Genomic DNA, 22,028 nt, shown 5'->3' on the forward strand with positions numbered 1-22,028 from the left:
CGTAGGGGCCCCGGATCCGTGTGATGTTCGGGCAGGTGAGACGCCATCGGTCAGCTCGTCACCTCCACCACGGGACAACGGGATCGCGTGTGCGCATATACGCTCGTCGAACCATCGGGGGCACTGGTCCATTAAGGAGGCTCCATGCGTAGACGCATGGTGTTCATCTGCTGCGTACTCACCACGATCGCGGTCACCTCGCCCGCCGCCCAGGCGAAGGAGCCGGCGGCGAAGTCGGCGGCGCAACCCGGATTCGCCGCAGCCGTCGACGTCGAGGCGATGACCGCGCAGTTCCACCGGCTGGAAGCCATCGCCGCCACGCATCCGGACGGCGCGGGCGGCACCTACTTCGACGAGGGGACCGGAGAGCTGGTCGTCCGCCAGGTGCAGAACACCGAGGGCGCCCGGCTGAAGTCCGCGGTGGGTCTGCGGGCCCGCCAGGCCGGCGAGGTCCCCGTCCGGTTCGAGACCGCCGCGGTGCCGATGAAGCGGCTGGAAGCCGCAGCGAAGCGGCTGGACCGCAACCGCGCCTGGGCCGGCGCCCACGCCGGCAGCGTGCACCGGGTCACGCTGGACCGCCTGACCGCGCAGGTCGTCATCCACGCCACCGGCGACGCCGAGTCACTCGTCGCCGCCGCGGCCAAGGCCACCGGCGTGACGCCCCGGGTGTCGCTCTCGGAGGCCGGGGTGACGCCCGCCAGCCGCCGGGTCGACTCCATCCCCTACTACGGCGGGCTGGCGCTGTTCGACTACAACGTCACCGGTGCGGGACACAACCCGCGCACCGTGACCGCAGCCTGCACCACCGGTTTCCGGATGACGCGCGGTGGCACGAACAGCAACTGGGTGACGACCGCGGGACACTGCGGCGCCAACGGCACCTACTTCTGGCACAACGGCGGCTGGAACCTGCGCGTCAGCTCGAACTACCTGAGCCTGGGCACGGACGTCTCCATGGTCGCCGGCGAGAACGGCGCCTACTTCAGCCGGTACTCCTGGTTCGGCGAACGCGACACGTCGACGGCCAACCCCGTCACGGCGAAGCTGACCGGATGGCCCGCCATCGGCTCCGCCGTATACTCGTCCGGCTCCAACGGCGGGCTGGTCTACGGCAGGGTGACCGACACCGGCAACATCGGCTGCACCGGTTCCCCGGTGGTCGAGCTCGACACCGTCACCGGCCACCCGGAGGACGGCCCTGTGCTCGGCGGCGACTCCGGTGGACCGGTCACCAGGTGGAACACCGCCACCTCGGCGACGAACGACCTCGTCGCCGTCGGCAGTGTCACCTGCTCCGACCGCAGCAGCTACGCCGAGTTCGACCCGATCCACCGCATCGAGGCGGCGACCGGCGCCGTCGTCGTGGTCGCCGGCACCTGACAGAGCCCGGTGTGCGGGCGGTGACCACACCGTCCGCACACCGGCTCACCGAGGTCGTCCCGCGCCGGAGACAGCCTCGCTGCCAGCCGGCGGTGCTACGAGGTCGGGCCCGGCGCCGACAGAGTCGCCGGCGGCAGACCCGGCACCAACCGGAACCCGGTGACCAGGCGCGGCTGCAGCGTGATCACATGGTTCGGCGTGCCCACCCACGGGTGCAGCAGCTCCCGGTACCGGTCGGCCAGGGCGGATTCGCCGACCCGCGTCGCGAAGCCCGTCACGACCACGCTCCAGCCGGTGCGGCTCGCGACGTCGATCTCGTCGGCCTCGTACGCGATCACGATCCCCCGGGCCCGGCCGACCTCCGTGGACACCGAGGAGTCGTCGTGGGTGCCGAACACGACCAGGCCGTCGGTCACCACGTGGTTGACGGGACGGATGGCCGGCAGCGCCCGCTGGGTGAAGACCACCCGGCCCACCGCCACCGAGGCCAGCAGGCGCAGCGCATCGGACCGGGACAACTCCCGCAGGGTGCGTCGGTCCTCCACGCCGGTTCCTCCCTCGGTTGCGCTGGTGGGCAATCAGCAGGTCAAGGCCACGATGCCGACGCTCACCCCGGCCCGGCTAGGGCCTAAGGTCCTCTGTCACCCGGGCCTGGGCCCCGGCCGGCGCCCACCGGCGCTGCGAGACGGCACCGTAACCTGATCGGCCACGGTCGACCGGCCCCGATCCGGCGGGACCTTCCGCGCTGCCGCGACGGGGTTTCCCCGGGTCACGCTCAACCATGATCTCGGTACGCCAGGCGGCCTTCGACATCTTCCGCTCGCACCAACTCACCACCGTGTTCGGCAACCCCGGGTCGACGGAGCTGCCGATGCTGGCCGACTTCCCCACCGACTTCCGCTACGTCCTCGGTCTCCAGGAGGGCGTGGTGGTCGGGATGGCCGACGGGTACGCCCAGGCCACCGGCCGTCCCGTCCTGGTCAACCTGCACAGCGCTCCGGGCGTGGCGACCGCCATGGGGGCGCTGGTCAACGCCGCAGCCGCCCGCAGCCCGCTGGTGCTCACCGCCGGTCAGCAGGTCCGCGCCCTGCTGACCGGTCCGGCGATGCTGACCAATCCCGAGCCGACGGTGCTGCCCCGCCCGCTGGTGAAGTGGAGCGTCGAGCCACCACGGCCGCAGGACGTGCCGGCCGCCCTCGCCCGGGCGGTGCACCTGGCCGCGCTGCCGCCGCGCGGGCCGGTACTCGTCTCGCTGCCCATGGACGACTGGGCCGCCGAGGTCGACGAGGACAGCGTACGGTCGCTCGCCGCGCGGCGGGTCGCCGTCAGCGCCGCACCCACCACGCAGGTTCTCACGAGGCTGGCCGCCCGGATCGCCGCCGCCCGCTCCCCGGTGCTGCTGGTCGGTGCGGGACTGGACAACCCGGCGGGCTGGGCCGCGGCGGTGGCGGTGGCCGAGCGGTGCCGGCTGCCGGTGTACTGGGCGCCGCTGGAGCCGCGCTGCGGATTCCCGACCACCCACCCGGCCTTCCAGGGAGTGCTGCCGCCGAGCCAGGAACGGGTCGGCAAGGCCCTGCGGGGCCACGACCTGATCCTGGTGGCCGGCGCCACCGCCTTCCGCTGGTACCCGTACGTGCCGGGACAGCTCCTCGGCGGCGAGGCGGAGCTGGTGCTGCTGACCGACGACCCGGACGAGGCGGCCCGGGCGGAACTCGGGGAGGCGGTGCTGACCGACCCGGTGGCCGCGCTCGCCGGGCTGGCCGACGAGGTCGCGGCGACGCGGCGTCCGGCACCCGCACCGGGCCCCCGGCCCGAGCCGGTCGACCTGGGCAGGCGGCCGATGACCACGGCAGCCGCGTACGCGACGATCGCCCGGGTGCTGCCGGCCGATGCGGCGCTGGTCTGCGAGGCGGTGTCGAGCATGCGGGACTGCCAGGACCAGATCCGCATCGCCCGGCCCGGGGGCTACTACAGCCCGGCCGGAGCGAGTCTCGGCTTCGGTGTCCCGGCGGCGATCGGGGTGCGGTTGGCCGAACCTGACCGGCCGGTGGTGGCGGTGGTCGGTGACGGCGCGTTCCAGTACGCGGTGCCCGCGCTGTGGAGCGCCGTCCGCTACGGGGTGGGGCTGACGGTGGTCGTGCTGCGCAACGACCGGTACGCGGTGCTGGAGGACTACCGCGACTTCCTCGGGCTGGCCGGGGTGCCGGGGTTGCGGGTGCCCGGCATCGACACGGTGGCGCTGGCCCGCGGCTACGGGGTGGCGGCGCTGCGGGCGGAGGGAGCCGACGAGCTGGCCACGGCGCTGCGGGACAGCCTCGCCCGGCCGGGGCCGACGCTGATCGAGGTGCCGGTGGGCGGCTGCTCCGGGAGCCACTGGTGAGCGGGGACGAGGCCGCAGCGCCCGCCCCGACCCGGCAGCGCCGCAGCGCGCGGGCCGACCAGCCCGTCGTCTACTCCTGCTCCGGGTGCTCCAGCGCGGCCCAGACCGCCAACGCGCTGGCGCTGCAGCTGGACCGCCTGGGTGAGGCCGAGATGTCGTGCATCGCCGGGCTCGGCGGCGACGTGGCGCCGCTGCTGCGCCTGGCCCGCTCCGGCCGGCCGATCGTCGCGCTGGACGGCTGCCCGCTGGTCTGCGTCGTCGCGACGCTGCGCCGCCACGGGCTGACCCCCGACGCCCACGTGGTCCTCAGCGAGCACGGCGTACGCAAGCGCCGGCACGCCGACCACGACGACGAGGACGTCCGCCGGCTGCTGCCGCTGGTGGCGGAGGCCGCGCGGTCGACCCGTCGCGCCGGCAGCGACGACCCGGCGGCCTCCGACGCGCCTGTGGCGAGCCGGCGGTAGCGTAATGGGCGGTGGCCGACGGCGTGACGCGCCGGCCGCCACCGCCCTGCCCGGCCGTCGCACCCGCCCCGCGGCCTACGAGGCCGACGACGCCGCGGCGACCTCCTCGATCCAGCCCAGCGCGGCGATCGCGGTGGGGAAGCCACACGTGGTGATGGCGGCGAGCGCGACCGCGCGCACCTCGTCGAGGGTCGCCCCGTGCTGCAGCGCCTTACGCACGTTGGAGCGCACCGCCCCCTCGGCCTCCGCGCCGATCGCCATCGCCAGCTTGATCAGCCGGTCGGTCCGGTCGTCGAACGGGTTGCGCTCGCGCACCGTGCGCGCCAGCGCGCCCTGGGCCTGCGCGACGTCCGGGAAACGCTCCAGGAACTGCACGTAGATGCCGGGCAGGTAGTCCTCGTCCATCTTCCCTCCAGTACCGATCATGCCCATACCGTAGTCAGGACGCCGGGACCGCCGCGCCCTGACCACGGTACGGGCATCGCGGTCAGCGTCCCGACGACACCGGGTGGCGGGCGGCGTCGCGGACCGCCGCCGGGGCGGGCTGCGCCGCCGGGGGCGCGCCGCGCCGGCTGCGGTAGACGACGTACGGCCGCCACAGGTACGCCAGCGGCGCCGACCAGACGTGCACCAGCCGGGTGAACGGCCAGAGCGCCAGGAAGAGGAACCCACCGATGGCGTGCAACTGGTAGACCAGCGGCGCACCCGTCATCAGCTCGGTGTGCGGCTGGAACCAGAAGACCCCTCGGAACCAGACCGCGATGGACTCCCGGTAGTCGTACCCGTCGCCGAGCAGGTTGGTGCCGACCGTGGCGGTCATGCCGAGCGCCACCATGGCGGCCAGCGCCACGTACAGGATCTTGTCCATCGTCGTGGTGACCCGCCGGACCCGGCCGCTGACCAGCCGGCGCGCGATCAGCAGCACCAGGCCGACCACCAGCATCAGACCGGTCACCGTGCCGCCCCACACCGCGGTCAGGTGGTAGAGGTGTTCGCTGATCCCGATCCGCTCGGTGACCGACGCCGGCACGAGCAGGCCCATGGCGTGTCCGCCGATGACCCCGAACGCGCCGAGGTGGAACAGGGGCGAGCCGAGACGCAGCAGCCGGCTCTCCAGCAGCTGACTGGTGTGGGTGGTCCAACCGAACTGGTCGTGACGCCACCGCCAGACGTGGCCGGCGACGAACACCGCCAGGCACAGGTACGGCAGGACGATCCAGACGAGCGTGTTCATCGCGCAGCCTCCGACGAGGAGCAGACGGGGTACGGGGCGAGGGTCGCACCGTGCAGATCAGGGCCGTGCCCGAGCGACTCCAGGCCGACGGTCTCCACCGGCGGCCCGTCGACGGCGAGCGCGGCGACGGCGGCCCGGTCGGCGTCGGTGAGTTCGGGCAGCACGGCGCAGACGGCGTCGAGCAGCAGCCGGTACGGCGTGCCCGACTCCGCCAGCGCGCTGCGCAGCAGCTCGATGCCGTTGCGGTGCTGGCGCAGCGGCGCCTCACCGTCACCGGGCCCGACGGTGGCGGCGAACTCCAGCACCACCGGCAGCAGGTCCGGCAGCTCACCGTCGGCCAGCCGCAGACCGTGCGCCCGGTAACGCTGCTTGAGCACGAGCAGCGCCATGCCGCGCTTGCGCGTGTCGCCGTGCAGGTGGTACGTCAGGTACAGCCCGCTGCGGCGGCGCAGGTCGAAGGTCTGCACGTAGTGCCGCTGCACATCGACCGGCGCGGTGCCCGACAGCCAGTCCAGGAACTGCCCGACCTGCCGCCGTGCCGACTCGTGCGCGATCCGGTCGGCGGCCGCGCGCAGTTCCTCGCCGGCGCCGAGCAGTTCGTCGTCGGGGTAGGTCAGCAGCACCGAGACCAGCTGGAAGATGCGGGCCCGGTCGACCGGCGGGGCGCTCACGACCGGCTCCGCAGCGGGTTGATGGACAGCCCTCGCCGGCCGTCCGACCGCCGGGACAACAGCCCCGGCCGGCCGGGGCGTACCTCGTCGCCGGCGACCAGGTGGAAGCTCTGCACGGTGGCCTCCGCGTTCATGCCGGGGCCGCCTTCGCAGTCGAGCGAGCAGTCCTCCTGCGCGGCGGCCTGCGCCTCGAGGGCCGCGGCGTCCTTGTGGTAGGCCTTCGGGATGACGTACCGCTCGTCGTACTTGGCGATGGCCAGCAGCCGGTACATCGCCTCGACCTGCTCGGCGGTCATGCCGATGCTGTCCAGCAGTTCCTCGGCGACGGTGCCGTCCAGGGTCCGCATCCGCATGTAGGAGCGCATCACGGCCAGTTTCATCAGCACCCCGGCGGCCGCGTCGGCGTCGCCCGCGGTGAACAGCTCGGCGAGGTACTCCACCGGGATGCGCAGGTCGCGAATGGTGTGGAAGACGTCGTCGGCGTCGGTGTCGTCCCGACCGGCGGCGCCGACCGCGTCCAGCACCGGCGACAGCGGCGGCACGTACCAGACCATCGGCAGCGTGCGGTACTCCGGGTGCAGCGGCAGCGCGATCCGGTACTCGCTGATCAGCCGCCACACCGGCGAGCGCCGGGCCGCGTCCAGCCACTCCTGCGGCATACCGGCGTCGCGGGCGGCCTGCTGCACCGCCGGGTCGTCCGGGTCGAGGAACACGGCGCGCTGCGCGTCGAGTAGGTCGTGCTCGTCGGGCACCGACGCGGCGGCGAGCACCGCGTCCTCGTCGTAGAAGACGATGCCCAGGTAGCGCAGGCGTCCGACGCAGGTCTCCGAACAGATGGTGGGCTGCCCGGCCTCGATACGGGGGAAGCAGAAGGTGCACTTCTCCGCCTTGCCGGTGGCGTGGTTGACGTACACCTTCTTGTACGGGCACGCCGACACACACATCCGCCAACCCCGGCACTTGTCCTGGTCGACCAGCACGATGCCGTCCTCGGCCCGCTTGTACATCGCCCCGGACGGGCAGGCCGACACGCACGCCGGATTGAGGCAGTGCTCGCAGATGCGCGGCAGGTGGAACATGAACGTCTTCTCGAACTCGAACTTCACCTTCGCCGCGGCCTCGGCGGGCATCCGGGCGATGTTGGGGTCGGCGCCGGCGTGCTCGTGCGCCCCGCCCAGGCTGTCCTCCCAGTTGGCCCCCCAGGTGACGGCCATCGGCTCGCCGGTCAGCGCCGAGTGCGGCCGCTTGACCGGGGTGTCGGTCAGCCCGGCGGGCGCGTTGACCAGGATGTCCTTGTCGAAGGTGGCCGGCTCGTAGTAGTCGTCGAGCGAGGGCAGGTCCGGGTTGGCGAACAGCCGGGTGAGCCGCTTGACCCGGCCACCGGAGCGCAGGACCAGCCGGCCCTTGCCGTCCAGCTTCCAGCCGCCGTGCCAGCGGTCCTGGTCCTCGTAGTGCTTCGGGTAGCCGATGCCCGGCTTGGTCTCGACGTTGTTGAACCAGACGTACTCGGTGCCCTCCCGGTTGGTCCAGGTCTGCTTGCAGGTGACCGAGCAGGTGTGGCAGCCGATGCACTTGTCCAGGTTCATCACCATGGCGACCTGCGCACGGATTCGCATCAGTACTCCACCTCCTGCGTACGGCGGCGGATCACGGTGATCTCGTCGCGCTGGCTGCCGATCGGGCCGTAGTAGTTGAACGCGTACGTGAACTGGGCGTGCCCACCGGCCAGGTGGGTCGGCTTGACCAGCAGCCGCGTCATCGAGTTGTGGTAGCCGCCGCGGCGGTTGCTCTTCTCCGCCTTCGGCACGTTCACCGTGCGTTCCGGCGAGTGGTACTGGAACACCGTGCCCTCGGGCATCCGGTGGCTGACCACCGCGCGGGCCACGACGACGCCGTTGCGGTTGTGCGCCTCGATCCACTCGTTGTCCCGGACGCCGATCTTCGCCGCGTCCTCGATGCTCATCCAGATCACCGGACCGCCGCGGGACAGCGCCAGCATCAGCTCGTTGTCGTGGTACATCGAGTGGATGGACCACTTGGCGTGCGGGGTGAGGAACCGCACCGTCACACCACCGTCGACCAGCTCGCCCGGTCGGCCGAAGTGCCGGGCCATGTTCAGCGGCGGGCGGAAGGCCGGCAACTGCTCACCCAGCTCGGCCACCCAGTCGTGCTCGACGAAGAAGTGCTGGCGGCCGGTGATCGTGTGCCACGGCTTGAGCCGCTCCACGTTCAAGGTGAACGGCGAGTAGCGGCGCCCGCCCTTCTCCGACCCCGACCACTCCGGGCTGGTGAAGACCGGCTGCGGCGCGGCCTGCGTCTCCGGGTAGGTGATCCGGTCGCTCTCGTGCCCCTCGATCAGGTCGGCGAACCGCTGCCCGGTGCGCTTCTCCAGGGCCGCGAAGCCGGCGGCGGCCACCCGGCCGTTGGTCGTGCCGGACAGCGCCAGGATCGCCTCGCACATCCGGTCGGCGGTGGCCAGCGACGGCCGCCCCACGAACGGGCCCTCGGTGATGACCCCGTTCTCGTGCCGCAGGTACGCCACCTCGTCGGTGACGTCGACCGTGAGCGCCTTGGTGGTGGTGCCCAGCGTGTCGAGCAGCGGGCCGACGGCGCGCATCTTCGCGCCGATCAACGTGTAGTCCCGCTCGATCTCGACCAGCTTCGGCATGGTCCGTCCCGGCACCGGCTCGCACTCGCCGGCCTTCCAGTCGCGCACCCGCCCGCTCGGCATCGCCAGCTCGTCCGGGGTGTCGTGCTGCAACGGCGCGGCGAGCACGTCGCGGCGCACGCCCAGGTGGTCCACCGCCAGCTCGCTGACCCGGTCGGCCAGGGCCAGGAAGGTGTCGTAGTCGGTGTGTACGTCGCCGGGCGGCTCGACGGCCGGGCTGAACGCGTGCACGAAGGGATGCATGTCGGTGGTCGAGATGTCGTGCTTCTCGTACCAGGTGGCGGCGGGCAGGACCAGGTCGGCGTGCAGGCCGGTGTTGGTCATCCGGAAGTCGATCGCGGTGAGCAGGTCGAGCTTGCCGGTGGGCGCCTCCTCGCGCCACACCACGTCACGCGGCCGGTGCTCCGGGTCGCACTCGCTCGCGGTCGCCGACGAGTCCACCCCGAGCAGGTGGCGCAGGAAGTACTCGTTGCCCTTGCCCGACGAGCCGAGCAGATTGGCCCGCCACAGGGTCAGGCAGCGGGGGAAGTTCGCCGGGTCGTCCGGGTCCTCCGCCACCGCCCGCAGCCGGCCGGCGGTCAGCTCGGCGACGATGTGCTCCTGGACGGTGACCCCGGCCTCGGCCGCCTCGTCGGTCAGGTCCAGCGGGTTGCGGTTGAACGCCGGATGGCCCGGGCTCCAGCCCATCCGCTGCGCGGCGGCGACCGTGTCGGCGAACGCCATGCCGGCGAACCGGCCCGTGCCCAGGGGTGAGGACAGCTCGTCGGCCGGCACCCGCTCGTAGCGCCACTGGTCGGTGTGCAGGTACCAGAACGGGGTGCTGGCCTGGTGCCGCATCGGACGCTGCCAGTCGAAGGCGAACGACATGTGCTGCTGGCCGGTGATCGGCCGCGCCTTCTCCTGGCCGACGTAGTGCGCCCAGCCGCCACCGTTGACGCCCTGGCAGCCGGTCAGGGTGACCAGCGCGATGAACGCCCGGTACGTCATGTCCGAGTGGAACCACTGGTTGGCGCCGGCGCCCAGGACGATCATCGAGCGGCCCCGGCTGCGCTCGGCGTTGCGGGCGAACTCGCGGCCGATCCGGGCGGCGAGCGCGGCCGGCACCCCGGTGATGCGCTCCTGCCAGGCGGGGGTGTTCGGCGCGTCCGCGTCGTCGTAGCCGGTGGGCCAGTCGCCCGGCAGGTCACCGCGGCGCACCCCGTACTGCGCCATCAGCAGGTCGAACACGGAGGTGACCAGGTGCTCGCCGACGCGTCGCACCGGCACGCCGCGGCGCATGGTGGCCCCGCCCTCGGTGTCGCCGACGTCGAACCGGGCCAGGTCGATCTCCACCGTCTCGTCGCTGTGACCGAGCAGGCCCAGCGCCGGGACCACGTCACCGAGGTCCAGGTTCCAGCGGCCCTCACCGGCGTCGCCGTACCGGAACCCCAGCGAGCCGTTCGGCACGACCGGCTCGCCGGTGCGCTCGTCGACCAGGACGGTCTTGTGCGCGCCGTCGGCCTCGCCCAGGTCGGCCGCGGTGAGGAAGCGGTCCGCCGCCCAGGCGCCGTCCGTGCTGCGGCGCAGCGTGACCAGGAACGGCAGGTCGGTGTAGCGGCGCACGTAGTCGGTGAAGTACGGCACCTGCCGGTCCCGGAAGAACTCGGTGAGCACGACGTGCCCCATGGCCATGGCCAGGGCGCCGTCGGTGCCGGGGTGCGGGGCCAGCCAGTCGTCGGCGAACTTGACGTTGTCTGCGTAGTCGGGGCTGACCGCGACCACCTTGGTGCCCTTGTAGCGGGCCTCGGCCAGGAAGTGCGCGTCCGGGGTGCGGGTCACCGGGATGTTGGAGCCCCACATCATCAGGTAGGTCGCGTTCCACCAGTCGCCGGCCTCCGGCACGTCGGTCTGGTCCCCCCAGATCTGCGGGGAGGCGATCGGCAGGTCGGCGTACCAGTCGTAGAAGCTGAGCAGGGTGCCGCCGAGCAGCGCGTGGTAGCGGGTGCCGGCGGCGAACGACGCCATCGACATCGCCGGGATCGGCGAGAACCCGACGACCCGGTCCGGCCCGTACGTCTTGGTGGTGTAGACGTGCGCCGCCGCCATCATCGTGATCGCCTCGTCCCAACCGGCCCGCACGAAGCCGCCCCGGCCACGCTGGCTCTTGTACGCGCGCGCCTTGAGCGGGTTCTCCACGATCTCGGCCCAGGCCAGCACCGGGTCGCCGAGCCGCTGGAGGCCCTCGCGGAACATCTCGGCCAGCACGCCCCGCAGGTAGGGGTGGCGCACCCGCGACGGCGAGTACTCGTACCAGGAGAACGACGCCCCTCGCGGGCAGCCGCGCGGCTCGTAGTCGGGCGCGTCGGGGCCGGTGGTCGGATAGTCGGTGGCCTGGTGCTCCCAGGTGATCAACCCGTCCTTGACGAAGACGTTCCACGAGCACGAGCCGGTGCAGTTCACGCCGTGGGTGGAGCGGACGACCCGGTCGTAGCGCCACCGGTCCCGGTAGAACGACTCCCACCCGTTGCCGTCGACCTCGTGCAGGGTCCGGCCGTGATCACCGACGGTCTCCTTGGTCAGGAACCGGCGAGCGGCCAGCAGCGGCGCCGCCCCGGGCACCTGGTCCGTCGCGGGAGTCCTGGCGGCGTCCGGCGAGCGCTGTGGCGACACGGCGGTCACTCCTTCGAAGTTGAGCAGGTCGACGGTCGTCCCCGTCGGGGACACGCAGGGGCGCGTCCGGCCTTCAGCCTCCGCCCTCGTAGTCCGCAGGTCGTGAGGCTGCGGTCCCGACCCGGCGGGACCAAAGTCCGTACCCGCACGGGGTTGTACGGCCCGCCCGGCCCCAGCTGTGAGCAGCCTCTCCCCGTTGACCGCGCGCCGCACGGGTCCATCGGGCCGCAACCCGGGTCCCCGGTCCCTGCCGACCGGCATTTTCCGCACGAACCCTGAGGGAATGACCGATGAGCAGACGCAGGAGTCCCCGCAGCCGCCGGATACCCGACGCCGCCGCCCCGGCCGCATGGTCGCCGGCGGCCTGGCCCTCGTGCTGCTGCTCGGGACGGCCTACGCCGCCGGCGACCGGTTCGCGGGCGGACCCGCCACGGCACACACCCCGGGACACGAGGCGTCCGACGAGCCGAAGCTGGACACCGAGGACGGGCACGACCACGGCGCCCACGAGGGCACCGAGGGCGACCCGGCGGTGTACGACCCGGGCGCGACCCCCGGCCCGCAGTTCCGCGCCCGCGATGCGACGCTGGCGCCCGCCCCGCCCGGCCGGGAGCACCGGATCACGCTGACCGTACGGGAGTCGGTGCGCGAGGTCGCCCCCGGCGTACGCCAGCGGACCTGGACGTACAACGACATGCTGCCCGGTCCCACGCTGCGCGGCCGGGTCGGCGACCGGTTCGTCGTGACGCTGGTCAACGAGGGCTCGACCGGGCACTCGGTCGACTTCCACGCCTCCCAGGTGGCCCCGAACGCGCAGATGCGCAGCATCGAGCCGGGTGAGCGGCTCACCTACACCTTCACCGCGCAGCGGGCCGGGGCGTTCATGTACCACTGCGGCAGCGCCCCGGCGGTGCACCACATCGGCAACGGCATGTTCGGCGCGATCATCATCGACCCGCCCCACCTGGCACCCGTGGACCGGGAGTTCGTCCTGGTGCAGTCGGAGCTGGCGCTCGGCCCGCAGGACGGGCTGGCCCGGCTGGGCAAGCTGTACCGGGCCGAGTACGACGCGGTGGCCTTCAACGGCTACGCCGGGCAGTACCGCTTCGCGCCGTTGACCGCCACCACCGGCGCCCGCACCCGGATCTGGGTCGTCGACGCCGGACCGTCGGCGCCGACCTCGTTCCACGTGGTCGGCACCGTCTTCGACACCGTGTACAAGGAGGGCGCCTACGTCCTGCGTCCCGACGCCACCAGCGGCGGCGCGCAGTCGCTGGACCTGGCCCCCGCCCAGGGCGGTTTCGTCGAGTTCGCCTTCCCCGCACCCGGGGAGTACCCGATGCTCACCCACCGGTTCGCCGACGCCACCCGCGGCGCCGGTGGTCTGTTCCGGGTGGCACCGTGACCACCTCCCCACCGCCCCAGCAGCCAGGAGCCCTCCGATGACCGCCAGGACACGCCGCAGAACCACCCCGCCGGCCCGGACGCCCGGTCGCCCGGCCCGCCCGACCGGCCGTACGCGTGGCCGGCGGGCCACGATCGGCGCGGTGGCGGCGGCCGTCGTGGTGCTCGCCGCCGTCGTCGCCGCGACGGTCCTGCGCTCCGACGCCGACGCGGGAGACGACCGGCAGGCCCGCGCCGGGGACTTCGGCCACGTCCACGCCCTCGCCGTCGACCCGGGCAGCGGCCGTGTGCACCTCGCGACCCACCACGGCCTGTACCGCGTGGACGACGCCGCGTCGGCGGTACGGGTGTCGGCGCACACGTCGGACCTGATGGGGTTCGCCGTGACCGGACCGGGTCACTTCGTCGCCTCCGGCCACCCGGGCGCCAACGACGACGGGCCCGGCAACCTCGGTCTGGTCGAGTCCACCGACGCCGGCGCCACCTGGACGGCCACCTCGCTGCCCGGCAGGGCGGACTTCCACGGCCTGCGCGCCGCGCACGGGGCGCTGTACGGGTACAACTCCACCGACGGCGCGTTCATGGTCAGCACCGACCGCCGCACCTGGGAACACCGCTCGCTGACCGCGATCGGCGCGTTCGAGGTCAACCCCGCCGACCCCGACGAGGTGCTCGCCGTGGGCCGCGGCGGACTGCGACGCTCCACCGACGGCGGGCGCGGCTGGCACCCGCTGGCGCAGACACCGCCGCTGGTCGTGCTCACCTGGCAGGCCCGACAGGAACTGTTCGGCGCCGACGCCGAGGGCGTCGTCTGGCGTTCGGGCGACGCTGGGACGACCTGGCAACGGCGCGGCCACGCCGGCGCACCCGCGCACGCCATGACCTGGCACGCGACGTCGCTGTACCTCGCGACCGCGGACGAGCGGGTCCTGGTCAGCGACGACGCGGGCGCCTCCTGGCGAACCCACTACGAGCCGGCATGACACCCCTGCCGTCCGGTCCGGGGCCGACGACGTCGACGGTCGTGCTCGACGGGGGCGACCGCGGCTGCGTACGACTGCTGCTGGAACTGCGCGCGCTGGTGGCCGACGTCGCCCCGGGCACCGTCATCCACCTGCGCACCACCGATCCCGCCGCGCCGCTCGACCTGCCCGCCTGGTGCCACCTGACCGGCCACAGTTACCTCGGGCCGATCCCACACCGCGGCGCCCCCACGTACGGCATCCGCACCCACCCGGTCGCCGGCGCGGGCACCGACCCGGGCAACCCGTGGCGTCCGACCCGGCATCGGTGAGCCCTGGAGGCGGGCAGGGGATCAGCGGCGCGGTAGCCGTTCGCCGCCGGGGCGGGACCTAAGGCTCTGTCGTGGCGCGAAGCACGGGCACAGGCTTGCCCCCGATCACCGCTGGACTGTGGCCGGCGGTCCGGACCACGTCGGTACACCGGCGGCGCCTTGATCGGCGCTCGCCGGCAAGGGAGGGTCGAGATGACAGACGGCGTCGTGCACGCAGCGGTGCCCGGCCGTGGCGGGGGCGTGCTGGCGGACGTGTGGGGGCGTTCCGTGGCACGCGACACGGTCATGATCGTCGGCGCCGCCGTCGGCGTCGGCGTGGCCGCGCAGTTGACGCTGCCGGTGCCCGGCTCGCCGGTGCCGGTCACCGGACAGACGTTCGCCGTGCTGCTCGCCGGCGCGGCCCTGGGCCCGGCCCGGGGAACGGCCGGCATGCTGCTGTACGTCGTGGCCGGCGGCCTCGGCGTACCGTGGTTCGCCGGCGGTACGGCCGGCTGGCCGACCGCGACCATGGGCTACCTGCTGGGCTTCGTGCTCGCCGCGGCGCTGGTCGGTCGGCTGGCCGCGGCCGGGGCCGACCGGCGACCGGTCCGTGCGCTGGGCATGATGGCCGCCGGCAACGCGCTGATCTACCTGATCGGCGTGCCGTGGCTGGCCGCCACGACGGCGATGCCGTTGTCCCGGGCGGTAGCCGTGGGTGTGCTGCCCTTCCTGGCCGGCGACCTGCTCAAGGCCCTGCTGGCGGCCGGCCTGCTGCCCGGCTCCTGGCGCCTGGCCGGCCGGATCTCCGACCGACCGGACCCGAGACGGGCTCCCCGATGACCCGCCCGCACGCCGCCGGCACTCCCGTGATCATTCAGGGTGGCATGGGGGTGGGCGTGTCCGGGTGGCGGCTGGCCCGGGCCGTGGCCGGCACCGGCCAGTTGGGCGTGGTCTCCGGTGTGGCCCTCGACGCGCTGCTCGCCCGCCGCCTCCAGGACGGCGACCCGGACGGGCAGGTACGACGGGCGCTGGCACACTTCCCCGACCCCGCGCTGGCCGACCGGACGCTACGCCGCTACTTCGTGCCCGGCGGGACCGACCGGGCCCAGCCGTACCGGCCGGTGCCCCGGCTCGGGCTGCGCTCGCACCGCCACGGTCAGGAACTGGCGGTGCTGGGCAACTTCGTCGAGGTGTTCCTCGCCAAGGATGGCCACCACGGGCCGGTCGGGGTCAACTACCTGGAGAAGATCCAGATGGCCACCCCGGCGGCGGTGTACGGCGCGATGCTGGCCGGCGTCGACTACGTGTTGATGGGCGCCGGACTGCCGACCGAGATCCCGGGCCTGCTCGACACCCTGGCCGAGCACCGCCCGGCCCGGCTGTCGGTGGCCGTGCAGGCGGCCGCGGCGGGTCAGCGTTTCCACGTCACCTTAGACCCCGCCGACCTGCTCCGGGCCACACCCGCACCGGTACGACGGCCCCGTCTGCTGGCCATCGTCTCGTCCGCCGTGCTCGCCGCCTACCTCACCCGCGACGACACCACGCGACCGGACGGGTTCGTGGTGGAGACCCCGCTGGCGGGCGGGCACAGCGCCCGTCCGCGGGGCGCGTTGCGGCTCAGCGCCGACGGTGAGCCGGTGTACGGCCCCCGCGACGGCGTCGACCTGGCCAAGGTGGCCGCGCTGGGTCTGCCGTTCTGGATCGCCGGCGGTCAGTGCGGTCCGGACCACCTGGCCGCGGCGCGGGATGCGGGCGCCGCCGGAGTGCAGGTGGGCACGGCGTTCGCGCTGTGCCGGGAGTCGGGCCTCGACGCGACGTTGCGCCGGCGCATGCTGACCCGGGCGGCCCCCGGCACCCTGGTGGTACGCAACCACGCCGCGGTGTCGCCCACCGGCTTTCCGTTCAAGCTGGTGCACCTGCCCGGCACGGCCGCGGACGACGACGTCTACGCCGGCCGGCCGCGCCACTGCGACCTCGGCTATCTCCGGACGCCGTACCAACGCCCGGACGGCAGGGTCGGGTACCGCTGTCCCGCCGAACCGGTGGACGACTACCTGCGCAAGGGCGGGGCGGTCGAGGACACCGTCGGCAGTCGGTGCCTGTGCAACGGCCTCGTCGCCGCCGTCGGTCTGGGGCAGCGCCGACCGGACGGCTACCGCGAACCACCGCTGTTGACCCTGGGGCAGGATCTGTCCTTCCTGCCCCCGCTGATGGGCGGTCGGGACGACTACGACGCCGCCGACGTCGTCGAATACCTGCTCGGGGCGTCCGCAGCGACCCCCGCCTGAACACCGGCGGACGGGCGACCCACCCGGACCGGTGCCCGGCCCGCTCCCTCCGGCGGGGACGGCACCGGTCCGCTGAGACCGATGGCCGTGACCAGCGATTGCGCCGGTCACGGCCATCGGCGGGGGCAGCCCGGTCCGGACCCGTCCGGCACCGCGGCTCCCGGTGGACCAGACCCGCGTCGTGCGGGTCGAGTCGCTCGCCGAGGACGGCTCAGCCGCAGTTGCCCCAGCTGTACCGGCCGGCGCCCTGCCAACTGGTGCCGTACAGGACCTCGCCGCTGTACATCATGCACCGGTCCCGGGCGGAGCGCTGTGCCCGCGACGCGAGCGTCACCGCCGCGACGGTCGCGGCGACAATCGAGACGGCCAGTCGTCGTGCCGATCCGCGCATACAAGTCCCCCAATGCTTTGACACGAAGATCGCGCTGTCGAGCCGCCATGATTCCACAAGGGAGGGTCACCAAGATCAGGGGTGGCGCCCGACCGGCCGGCAGTAGGATCACCGGCAGGCCGGCCGCGCCGTCGCCTCCGCCACCCCGGAGTCCACATGTCCGAACAGCCACCCGGCACCGTCACCCGTGCCGGCCGAAGGCGGGGTGTCCGTCGAGCCCTGGCTCTCGCGTGGCTGATCGCCGCCGCCGCGCTGCCGGCCGGCCCGTCCCGCGTCGACGCACCCGGGTCGACGACGCTGCGGGCGCTCCAGATGAACCTCTGCAACAGCGGCCGCGCCGGCTGCTACACCGGCCGGTCGGTGACCGAGGCCGTCGAGGTGATCCGCGCCGGGACGCCCGGCCTGGTCACCCTCAACGAGGTCTGTCAGGACGACATGGCCGTGCTGGAGCGCGCGTTCGCCGACGTGCACGGCGGCGGCAGTGTCGTGTCGGCGTTCACGGTCGCCGGTGACCGCCCGAGCGGCGACGCCACCCGGTGCCGCAACGGCCGGCCGTACGGGATCGGGTTGCTGATCCGACTGCCGGGGCCGCACCGGGTTCACACGGTGCACAGCGGGATGCACCCGACGCAGGACGTCGCCGACCCCGAGCAGCGGGCCTGGCTCTGCGTGCACGTCACCGACCTCGTGCACGCCTGCACCACACACCTGGCTGCCACCAGTGGCACGGTCGCGCTCGCCCAGTGCGGCCACCTGCTCGGCACGGTCGTGCCGACGATCCGCAGGAGCGCCGGGTACGCCCCCACCATGGTCAGCGGCGACCTCAACCTCCGGCACGGCGGTTCACCCGACGTGCGCTCGTGCCTGCCACCGGGCTACCGGCGCATCGACGACGGCGCCGTGCAACAGCTCATGGCGACCGACGACGTGACCATCGGTGCCCGCAGGTCGGTGAACATGCACGGGGCCACCGACCACCCCGGGCTGCTGGTCACGCTCACGGTCGGCCCCAGCCGGCCCGACCGGCCCGCCACCGCCCAGCAGCGTCGACCCCAGGCTCTGCGCCCCGACACTGTCGGATCAGCGGCAGGACGGCGAAATTCCGGTCACGTTGCGTCGACACGTCAATACGCTCCTGACGTGGGCGGCGCGTGAGGCGTGCCGCCGGCACCGTCCGCACGACGAGGAGCATCCCGTGTCCCACGCGACCCCCGACGAGATCCGACCCACCGCCCTCGACCCGCCGTCCACCTGCCCGATCGGCTGGCAGCCCAGCGCCCTCGCCCCGGTCTTCTGGGGCTGGCGGGAGTACGGCCCCACCCAGGGCGCGCCCACCCGCGTCCGGGTGTTCCACCCCAGCATCGACTCCACCCCGGACACCGCGGCGATGCTCACCGGCTGCGGCAAGTACCCGCTCGTCGTCTTCGCCCACGGGCACTGCGACCAGGACGCCAACCACTACCAACGGTGGTTCCGCACCCCGGCCGCGCTGGCCCGTTCCGGGTACGTGGTGGCCGTACCCGAGCTGCCCGACATCGCCGTGCACCCCGCGCTGAGCCCTCGCACCCAGCAGGCGCTCGCCGACACGGTGGCGTGGATGCGGCAGGGCTGGAGCGGCAAGAGTGCCCTGCTGCCCGCCGCGCAGACCGGCCTGGCCGGGCACTCCTACGGGGCGCTGCACGCCGGCATCCTCGCCACCCGCATCCCGGTCGCCGCCGTCGCCTCGCTCAGCGGGGTGTGGAACGACTGGCAGCCGAACTACGGCACCAAGCCCATCCACCAGGGCACCGTGCCCCGCCTGCTGACCTGGGGCACCATCGACCCCGACGCCACGCTGAGCGGCCCCGACTGGAACGCGATCGCCAAGCCCCGGCACCGGGCCGTGTTCGGTGAGGCCGAGCACTACGACTACTTCCCGTACCACCAGAACCTGCCCTGCCGGTTCGGCAACAGTGGACCGTGTCCGCACGTCGGCTCCGCCACCGACGACCTGCTCGTCATGTTCTTCGCCAACTACCTGCCACCGGAGCTGTGGCCCGACCTGCCCGGCCGGATCCCCGACAACCTCGTCCCGCCGCCACTGAACCTCACCCCCGAGCAGCGGTTCTACGCCGGTGCACACCTGGTCGGGCTGTCCACGTTCAACGCGACGTCCTCGTGCAGCGTCTCGCTCTCGGTGGAGCTGCCGCTGGACAAGACCGTCCCCCACGTCCGGGAGATGCTGCGCCCGCAGGCCGACCAGGCGGTACGCAACGCGGGGCTGGTGCCGAAGTTCACCGGTTCGACGAGTGCGAGCGCGTGGGTCGCGAGCCAGTCGCCGACGGGCGGCACGAAGGTGGCGGCGGGAACCACGGTCACGATGACCATGCAGACCGGCCCGATCCCGTAGGCCGTCACGGGGCAGCAGTCACCGCCGCCCTGGTCGCGGTCCCCGTCGTACGTCGCGTGCCGGTGGAGGCCCCGACCGGTTCACCGAGCCGCGTACCGACCCTGCACGGTCTCCGACGGAGATCGCAGGGCGCGGGCCAGGCGGCGAACGGCCTCGTCCATCAGATCGGCGGGGGCGGCGGCGTAGGTGAGGCGCAGGTGCGGGGCCGGGGGTTCGGCGGCGTACCAGGGGCGACCGGGAAAGACGACGACCCCTTCGGCGGCTGCGGCAGCAGCGAGCGCGACGTCGTCGGTGCCCTCGGGCAGGCGGACCCAGAGGTGCATGCCCCCGCGCGGGACCGGCTGCTGGGCGAGTTCCGGCACGTGCCTGCGGAGCGCGTCCAGCAGCGCCTCACGCCGTGTCCGTAGCGCGGCGCGCAGGGCGCGGCAGTGACGCGCCCAGGCCGGGGCGGTGACGAACTCGAGCGTGGACTGCTGCAGCGGACCGGCGACGAAGAAGTCGTCGAGCAGCCGGCCCGCCCGTAGCCGGGCGCCGGCCGGGCCGCGGGCGCCGATCGCGGCCACCCGCAGCCCGGGCGCGGTCGACTTGGTCAGTGAACGCAGGTAGATGACGTGTCCGTCGGGGTCGTCGGCGGCCAGCGGTGGCGGGGCCGGGCCGTCGAGGGTGAGGTCGCGGGCGTAGTCGTCCTCGATCAGGAACGCCCCGGCCTCGCGTACGGCATCGGCGACCTGGGCCCGGCGGTGCCCGGCCAGCGTCGCGCCGTGCGGGTTGGCGTGCAGCGGCTGACAGTAGAACAGCCGGGCGCCGGTGCGGGCGAACGCGACGGCGAGTTGGTCGGGTCGCACGCCGTCGGCGTCGGCGGGCACGGGCACCACCCGCAGTCCGGCGGCCCGGGCGGTGGCCAGCGCACCCAGGTAGGTCGGCGACTCGACGAGCAGGGTGTCCCCGGGCGTGGTGAGCGCCCGCAGCGCCGTCGACAGCGCGGCCTGCCCGCCGGGGCAGATCACCATGTCGTCGGCGCGCAGCCCGGCCCCGGCCTCGCGGGCGAACCAGGCCCGTAGGTCCTCGCGCCCCTCGGCCGGCCCGCGCTGCCAGGACGCGGGCTGCCGGGCGGCGCGGCTGAGCGCGGCGCCGAGCGCGGCGGCAGGCTGCAGATCCGCGTCCAGGTAGCCGCCGGACAGTGGGATCGCCCCTGCGGGTGGTACCGCCAGCAGCGCCTGCATCTCCTCCTCACCCGGCCGGCGCGGGCCGAGCGCCACGGTCTGCCAGGACAGGTCGGGGGCGCGCCGCTCGTGCGGCGGGGTGGCCACGAAGGTGCCCCTGCCAGGTCGCGTCTCGATCAGCCCTTGGGCCACCAGCTGCCGGATGGCCTCGGCGACGGTGACCGGTGAGGCCTGGTGCCGGGCGGTCAGCTCGCGCACCGAGGGCAGCCGTGTGCCGGGATCCGCGACAGCCACGAGTCGACGGAGATCTTGGATAACGCGTGCCGCTGCGTTACCGTCATTCATGAGGGCCAAGAGTAGCGCTACTGCCGCGCACACGGTAACAGCGGATCGGACGGTCGGTCTCACGCTCGGCGCGCTGGGCGTGCTCGCCTTCAGCATGTCGCTGCCCGCCACCCGCGTCGCCGTGCAGCAACTCGACCCGTGGTTCGTCGCCTTCGGCCGGGCAGTCGGCGCGGCGCTGCTGGCGTGGGCGTACCTGCGTCTCACCGACGCACCGCGGCCCACCCGCGGCCAGTGGCGGCGACTGTCGATCGTCGCCCTCGGCGTCGTCGTCGGCTTCCCGCTGTTCACCTCGCTGGCGCTGATCACCGAGACCTCCGCGCACGGCGCGGTCGTCATCACCGTGCTGCCCGCCATGACCGCCGTGTTCGCGGTGCGGCGAGCCGGCGAACGCCCGCCGCCGCTGTTCTGGGTCGCTGGCCTCGGCGGGCTGATCGCGGTGCTCACCTTCCTCGGTGCCAGCGGCGCCGTGCGCGGGGCGGTTTCCCCGCCCGACCTGTTCCTGCTCGCGGCGGTCGTGCTCTGCGGCCTGGGATACGCCGAGGGCGGCGCGCTCGCCCGCGAGCTGGGTGGCGCTCGGACGATCTGCTGGGCGCTGCTGCTCTCGCTGCCCGTCACCGTGCCGGTCACGGTCGTCGCCGCCGTGGCCGATCCTCCGCACGCCGACACCGTCGCCTGGTCGGCGTTCGGCTACCTCTGCGTGGTCTCCATGTTCCTGGGCTTCTTCGCCTGGTACGCCGGGCTGGCCCGGGGCGGCATCGCCCGGGTCGGCCAGCTCCAGCTCGCCCAGCCGGTGTTCACCCTGGCCTGGTCGGCGCTACTGCTCGGCGAGACGGTCACCCCGGCCTCGATCGCGGCGGCGCTGATGGTGCTGGCGTGCGTCATGCTGATCCAGCGCACCCGCACCAACGCGCCGACGCCCGCAGGCCCCACCGGGTCCGTGGTGCCCACCGCTGCGTCGACGAGTCCACCGTCGGCGAGTCCTGACCTGATGCCGCCACCGCCGGACCGGTCGCGCCTGCCGTCGGGACCACGACTTCCAGGTACGGCCGGAGCATCAACCGGAGGTGGCCGCGAGCGGCTCCGTCCCCGCCCCGCGCACCGCCCGGCCGACGCGATGCGCCTCGGCCAGGATGTGCCGTCCCCAGCGTCGCCACAGCGGCGCCATCCGGGAGGTGATCAGCACGACGTCGACGGCGTTGTCGGGTAGGACGGTGCGGATGCCGAGGCTGTGGTGGATCTGGTGCTCCGGGCTCCGCGGCAGTTGTCGTAACAGGTGCTCGTCGAAGTCGACCAGCACCGCGGATGGAAAGCCGTCCGGCAGCGCCGGGC

The 22,028-nt window shown here is 73.5% G+C and carries 19 protein-coding genes; 11 read left to right on the forward strand and 8 right to left on the reverse strand.

The window, feature by feature from the left end:
- The first annotated feature begins 144 nt into the window (after positions 1–144).
- Positions 145–1,380 (forward strand): hypothetical protein, encoded by a 1,236-nt coding sequence (locus tag ACPFP2_RS21525; RefSeq protein ID WP_424090975.1) that lies wholly within the window; start codon positions 145–147, stop codon positions 1,378–1,380.
- Between the two features lie 95 nt (positions 1,381–1,475).
- On the opposite strand, the gene ACPFP2_RS21530 is transcribed toward ACPFP2_RS21525, so the two are convergent.
- On the reverse strand, positions 1,476–1,925 hold the full coding sequence (locus ACPFP2_RS21530) for a pyridoxamine 5'-phosphate oxidase family protein (RefSeq protein WP_424090976.1): 450 nt from the start codon (positions 1,923–1,925) through the stop codon (positions 1,476–1,478).
- Positions 1,926–2,161: 236 nt separating this feature from the next.
- Here ACPFP2_RS21530 and mdlC point away from each other — a divergent pair, with 236 nt between their 5' ends.
- Both mdlC and ACPFP2_RS21540 read left to right on the forward strand, forming a co-directional pair.
- Complete coding sequence (mdlC, locus tag ACPFP2_RS21535) at positions 2,162–3,760, forward strand: benzoylformate decarboxylase (RefSeq protein ID WP_424090977.1); 1,599 nt, start codon at positions 2,162–2,164, stop codon at positions 3,758–3,760.
- A complete protein-coding gene (locus ACPFP2_RS21540) occupies positions 3,757–4,224 on the forward strand; it encodes a putative zinc-binding protein (protein ID WP_424090978.1) in 468 nt (155 codons plus the stop codon). Before mdlC ends, ACPFP2_RS21540 begins: the two co-directional genes overlap by 4 nt.
- A 75-nt stretch (positions 4,225–4,299) precedes the next feature.
- Here the strand turns inward: ACPFP2_RS21540 and ACPFP2_RS21545 are convergent, their stop codons facing one another.
- From ACPFP2_RS21545 to ACPFP2_RS21565, 5 genes are all read right to left on the reverse strand, one after another.
- Positions 4,300–4,629 carry a carboxymuconolactone decarboxylase family protein gene (locus ACPFP2_RS21545; protein WP_424091036.1) on the reverse strand — a complete coding sequence of 110 codons (330 nt, stop codon included), beginning with the start codon at positions 4,627–4,629 and terminating at the stop codon, positions 4,300–4,302.
- Positions 4,630–4,711: 82 nt separating this feature from the next.
- Entirely contained in the window at positions 4,712–5,458 is a 747-nt protein-coding gene (gene narI, locus ACPFP2_RS21550; protein WP_424090979.1) for a respiratory nitrate reductase subunit gamma, read from the reverse strand.
- Complete coding sequence (gene narJ, locus ACPFP2_RS21555) at positions 5,455–6,129, reverse strand: nitrate reductase molybdenum cofactor assembly chaperone (RefSeq protein WP_424090980.1); 675 nt, start codon at positions 6,127–6,129, stop codon at positions 5,455–5,457. The genes narI and narJ overlap by 4 nt, the downstream gene beginning before the upstream one ends.
- Positions 6,126–7,745, reverse strand: coding sequence for a nitrate reductase subunit beta (narH, locus tag ACPFP2_RS21560; protein ID WP_424090981.1), 1,620 nt, complete (start codon positions 7,743–7,745; stop codon positions 6,126–6,128). The genes narJ and narH overlap by 4 nt, the downstream gene beginning before the upstream one ends.
- A complete protein-coding gene (locus ACPFP2_RS21565; protein ID WP_424091037.1) occupies positions 7,745–11,377 on the reverse strand; it encodes a nitrate reductase subunit alpha in 3,633 nt (1,210 codons plus the stop codon). The genes narH and ACPFP2_RS21565 overlap by 1 nt, the downstream gene beginning before the upstream one ends.
- 352 nt (positions 11,378–11,729) lie before the next feature.
- Here ACPFP2_RS21565 and ACPFP2_RS21570 point away from each other — a divergent pair, with 352 nt between their 5' ends.
- The 5 genes from ACPFP2_RS21570 to ACPFP2_RS21590 all read left to right on the forward strand — a co-directional run bounded on the left by ACPFP2_RS21570 (position 11,730) and on the right by ACPFP2_RS21590 (position 16,411).
- A complete protein-coding gene (locus ACPFP2_RS21570; RefSeq protein ID WP_424090982.1) occupies positions 11,730–12,851 on the forward strand; it encodes a multicopper oxidase domain-containing protein in 1,122 nt (373 codons plus the stop codon).
- A gap of 37 nt (positions 12,852–12,888) precedes the next feature.
- A complete protein-coding gene (locus tag ACPFP2_RS21575; protein WP_424090983.1) occupies positions 12,889–13,833 on the forward strand; it encodes a F510_1955 family glycosylhydrolase in 945 nt (314 codons plus the stop codon).
- A complete protein-coding gene (locus tag ACPFP2_RS21580) occupies positions 13,830–14,144 on the forward strand; it encodes a sulfurtransferase TusA family protein (RefSeq protein ID WP_424090984.1) in 315 nt (104 codons plus the stop codon). The genes ACPFP2_RS21575 and ACPFP2_RS21580 overlap by 4 nt, the downstream gene beginning before the upstream one ends.
- Before the next feature lie 192 nt (positions 14,145–14,336).
- Positions 14,337–14,963 (forward strand): biotin transporter BioY, encoded by a 627-nt coding sequence (locus ACPFP2_RS21585; RefSeq protein WP_424090985.1) that lies wholly within the window; start codon positions 14,337–14,339, stop codon positions 14,961–14,963.
- Positions 14,964–15,007: 44 nt separating this feature from the next.
- Positions 15,008–16,411 carry a nitronate monooxygenase gene (locus ACPFP2_RS21590; RefSeq protein WP_424090986.1) on the forward strand — a complete coding sequence of 468 codons (1,404 nt, stop codon included), beginning with the start codon at positions 15,008–15,010 and terminating at the stop codon, positions 16,409–16,411.
- Between the two features lie 211 nt (positions 16,412–16,622).
- Here ACPFP2_RS21590 and ACPFP2_RS21595 read toward each other — a convergent pair whose 3' ends face one another.
- Positions 16,623–16,745 carry a hypothetical protein gene (locus tag ACPFP2_RS21595; RefSeq protein WP_424090987.1) on the reverse strand — a complete coding sequence of 41 codons (123 nt, stop codon included), beginning with the start codon at positions 16,743–16,745 and terminating at the stop codon, positions 16,623–16,625.
- Between the two features lie 213 nt (positions 16,746–16,958).
- Here ACPFP2_RS21595 and ACPFP2_RS21600 point away from each other — a divergent pair, with 213 nt between their 5' ends.
- Both ACPFP2_RS21600 and ACPFP2_RS21605 read left to right on the forward strand, forming a co-directional pair.
- Positions 16,959–17,957 (forward strand): endonuclease/exonuclease/phosphatase family protein, encoded by a 999-nt coding sequence (locus ACPFP2_RS21600; protein WP_424090988.1) that lies wholly within the window; start codon positions 16,959–16,961, stop codon positions 17,955–17,957.
- A gap of 40 nt (positions 17,958–17,997) precedes the next feature.
- Complete coding sequence (locus tag ACPFP2_RS21605; RefSeq protein WP_424090989.1) at positions 17,998–19,191, forward strand: PASTA domain-containing protein; 1,194 nt, start codon at positions 17,998–18,000, stop codon at positions 19,189–19,191.
- A gap of 80 nt (positions 19,192–19,271) precedes the next feature.
- Here the strand turns inward: ACPFP2_RS21605 and ACPFP2_RS21610 are convergent, their stop codons facing one another.
- Positions 19,272–20,699 (reverse strand): PLP-dependent aminotransferase family protein, encoded by a 1,428-nt coding sequence (locus ACPFP2_RS21610; protein WP_424090990.1) that lies wholly within the window; start codon positions 20,697–20,699, stop codon positions 19,272–19,274.
- Between ACPFP2_RS21610 and ACPFP2_RS21615 the strand changes: the two genes are divergently transcribed.
- Positions 20,698–21,906 (forward strand): EamA family transporter, encoded by a 1,209-nt coding sequence (locus ACPFP2_RS21615; protein ID WP_424090991.1) that lies wholly within the window; start codon positions 20,698–20,700, stop codon positions 21,904–21,906. The two genes, ACPFP2_RS21610 and ACPFP2_RS21615, sit on opposite strands and share 2 nt — an antisense overlap.
- Positions 21,907–22,028 lie beyond the last annotated feature (122 nt).

Origin of the sequence: Micromonospora citrea (assembly GCF_049629545.1) — a bacterium.
Classification (GTDB): Bacteria; Actinomycetota; Actinomycetes; order Mycobacteriales; family Micromonosporaceae; genus Micromonospora; species Micromonospora citrea_A.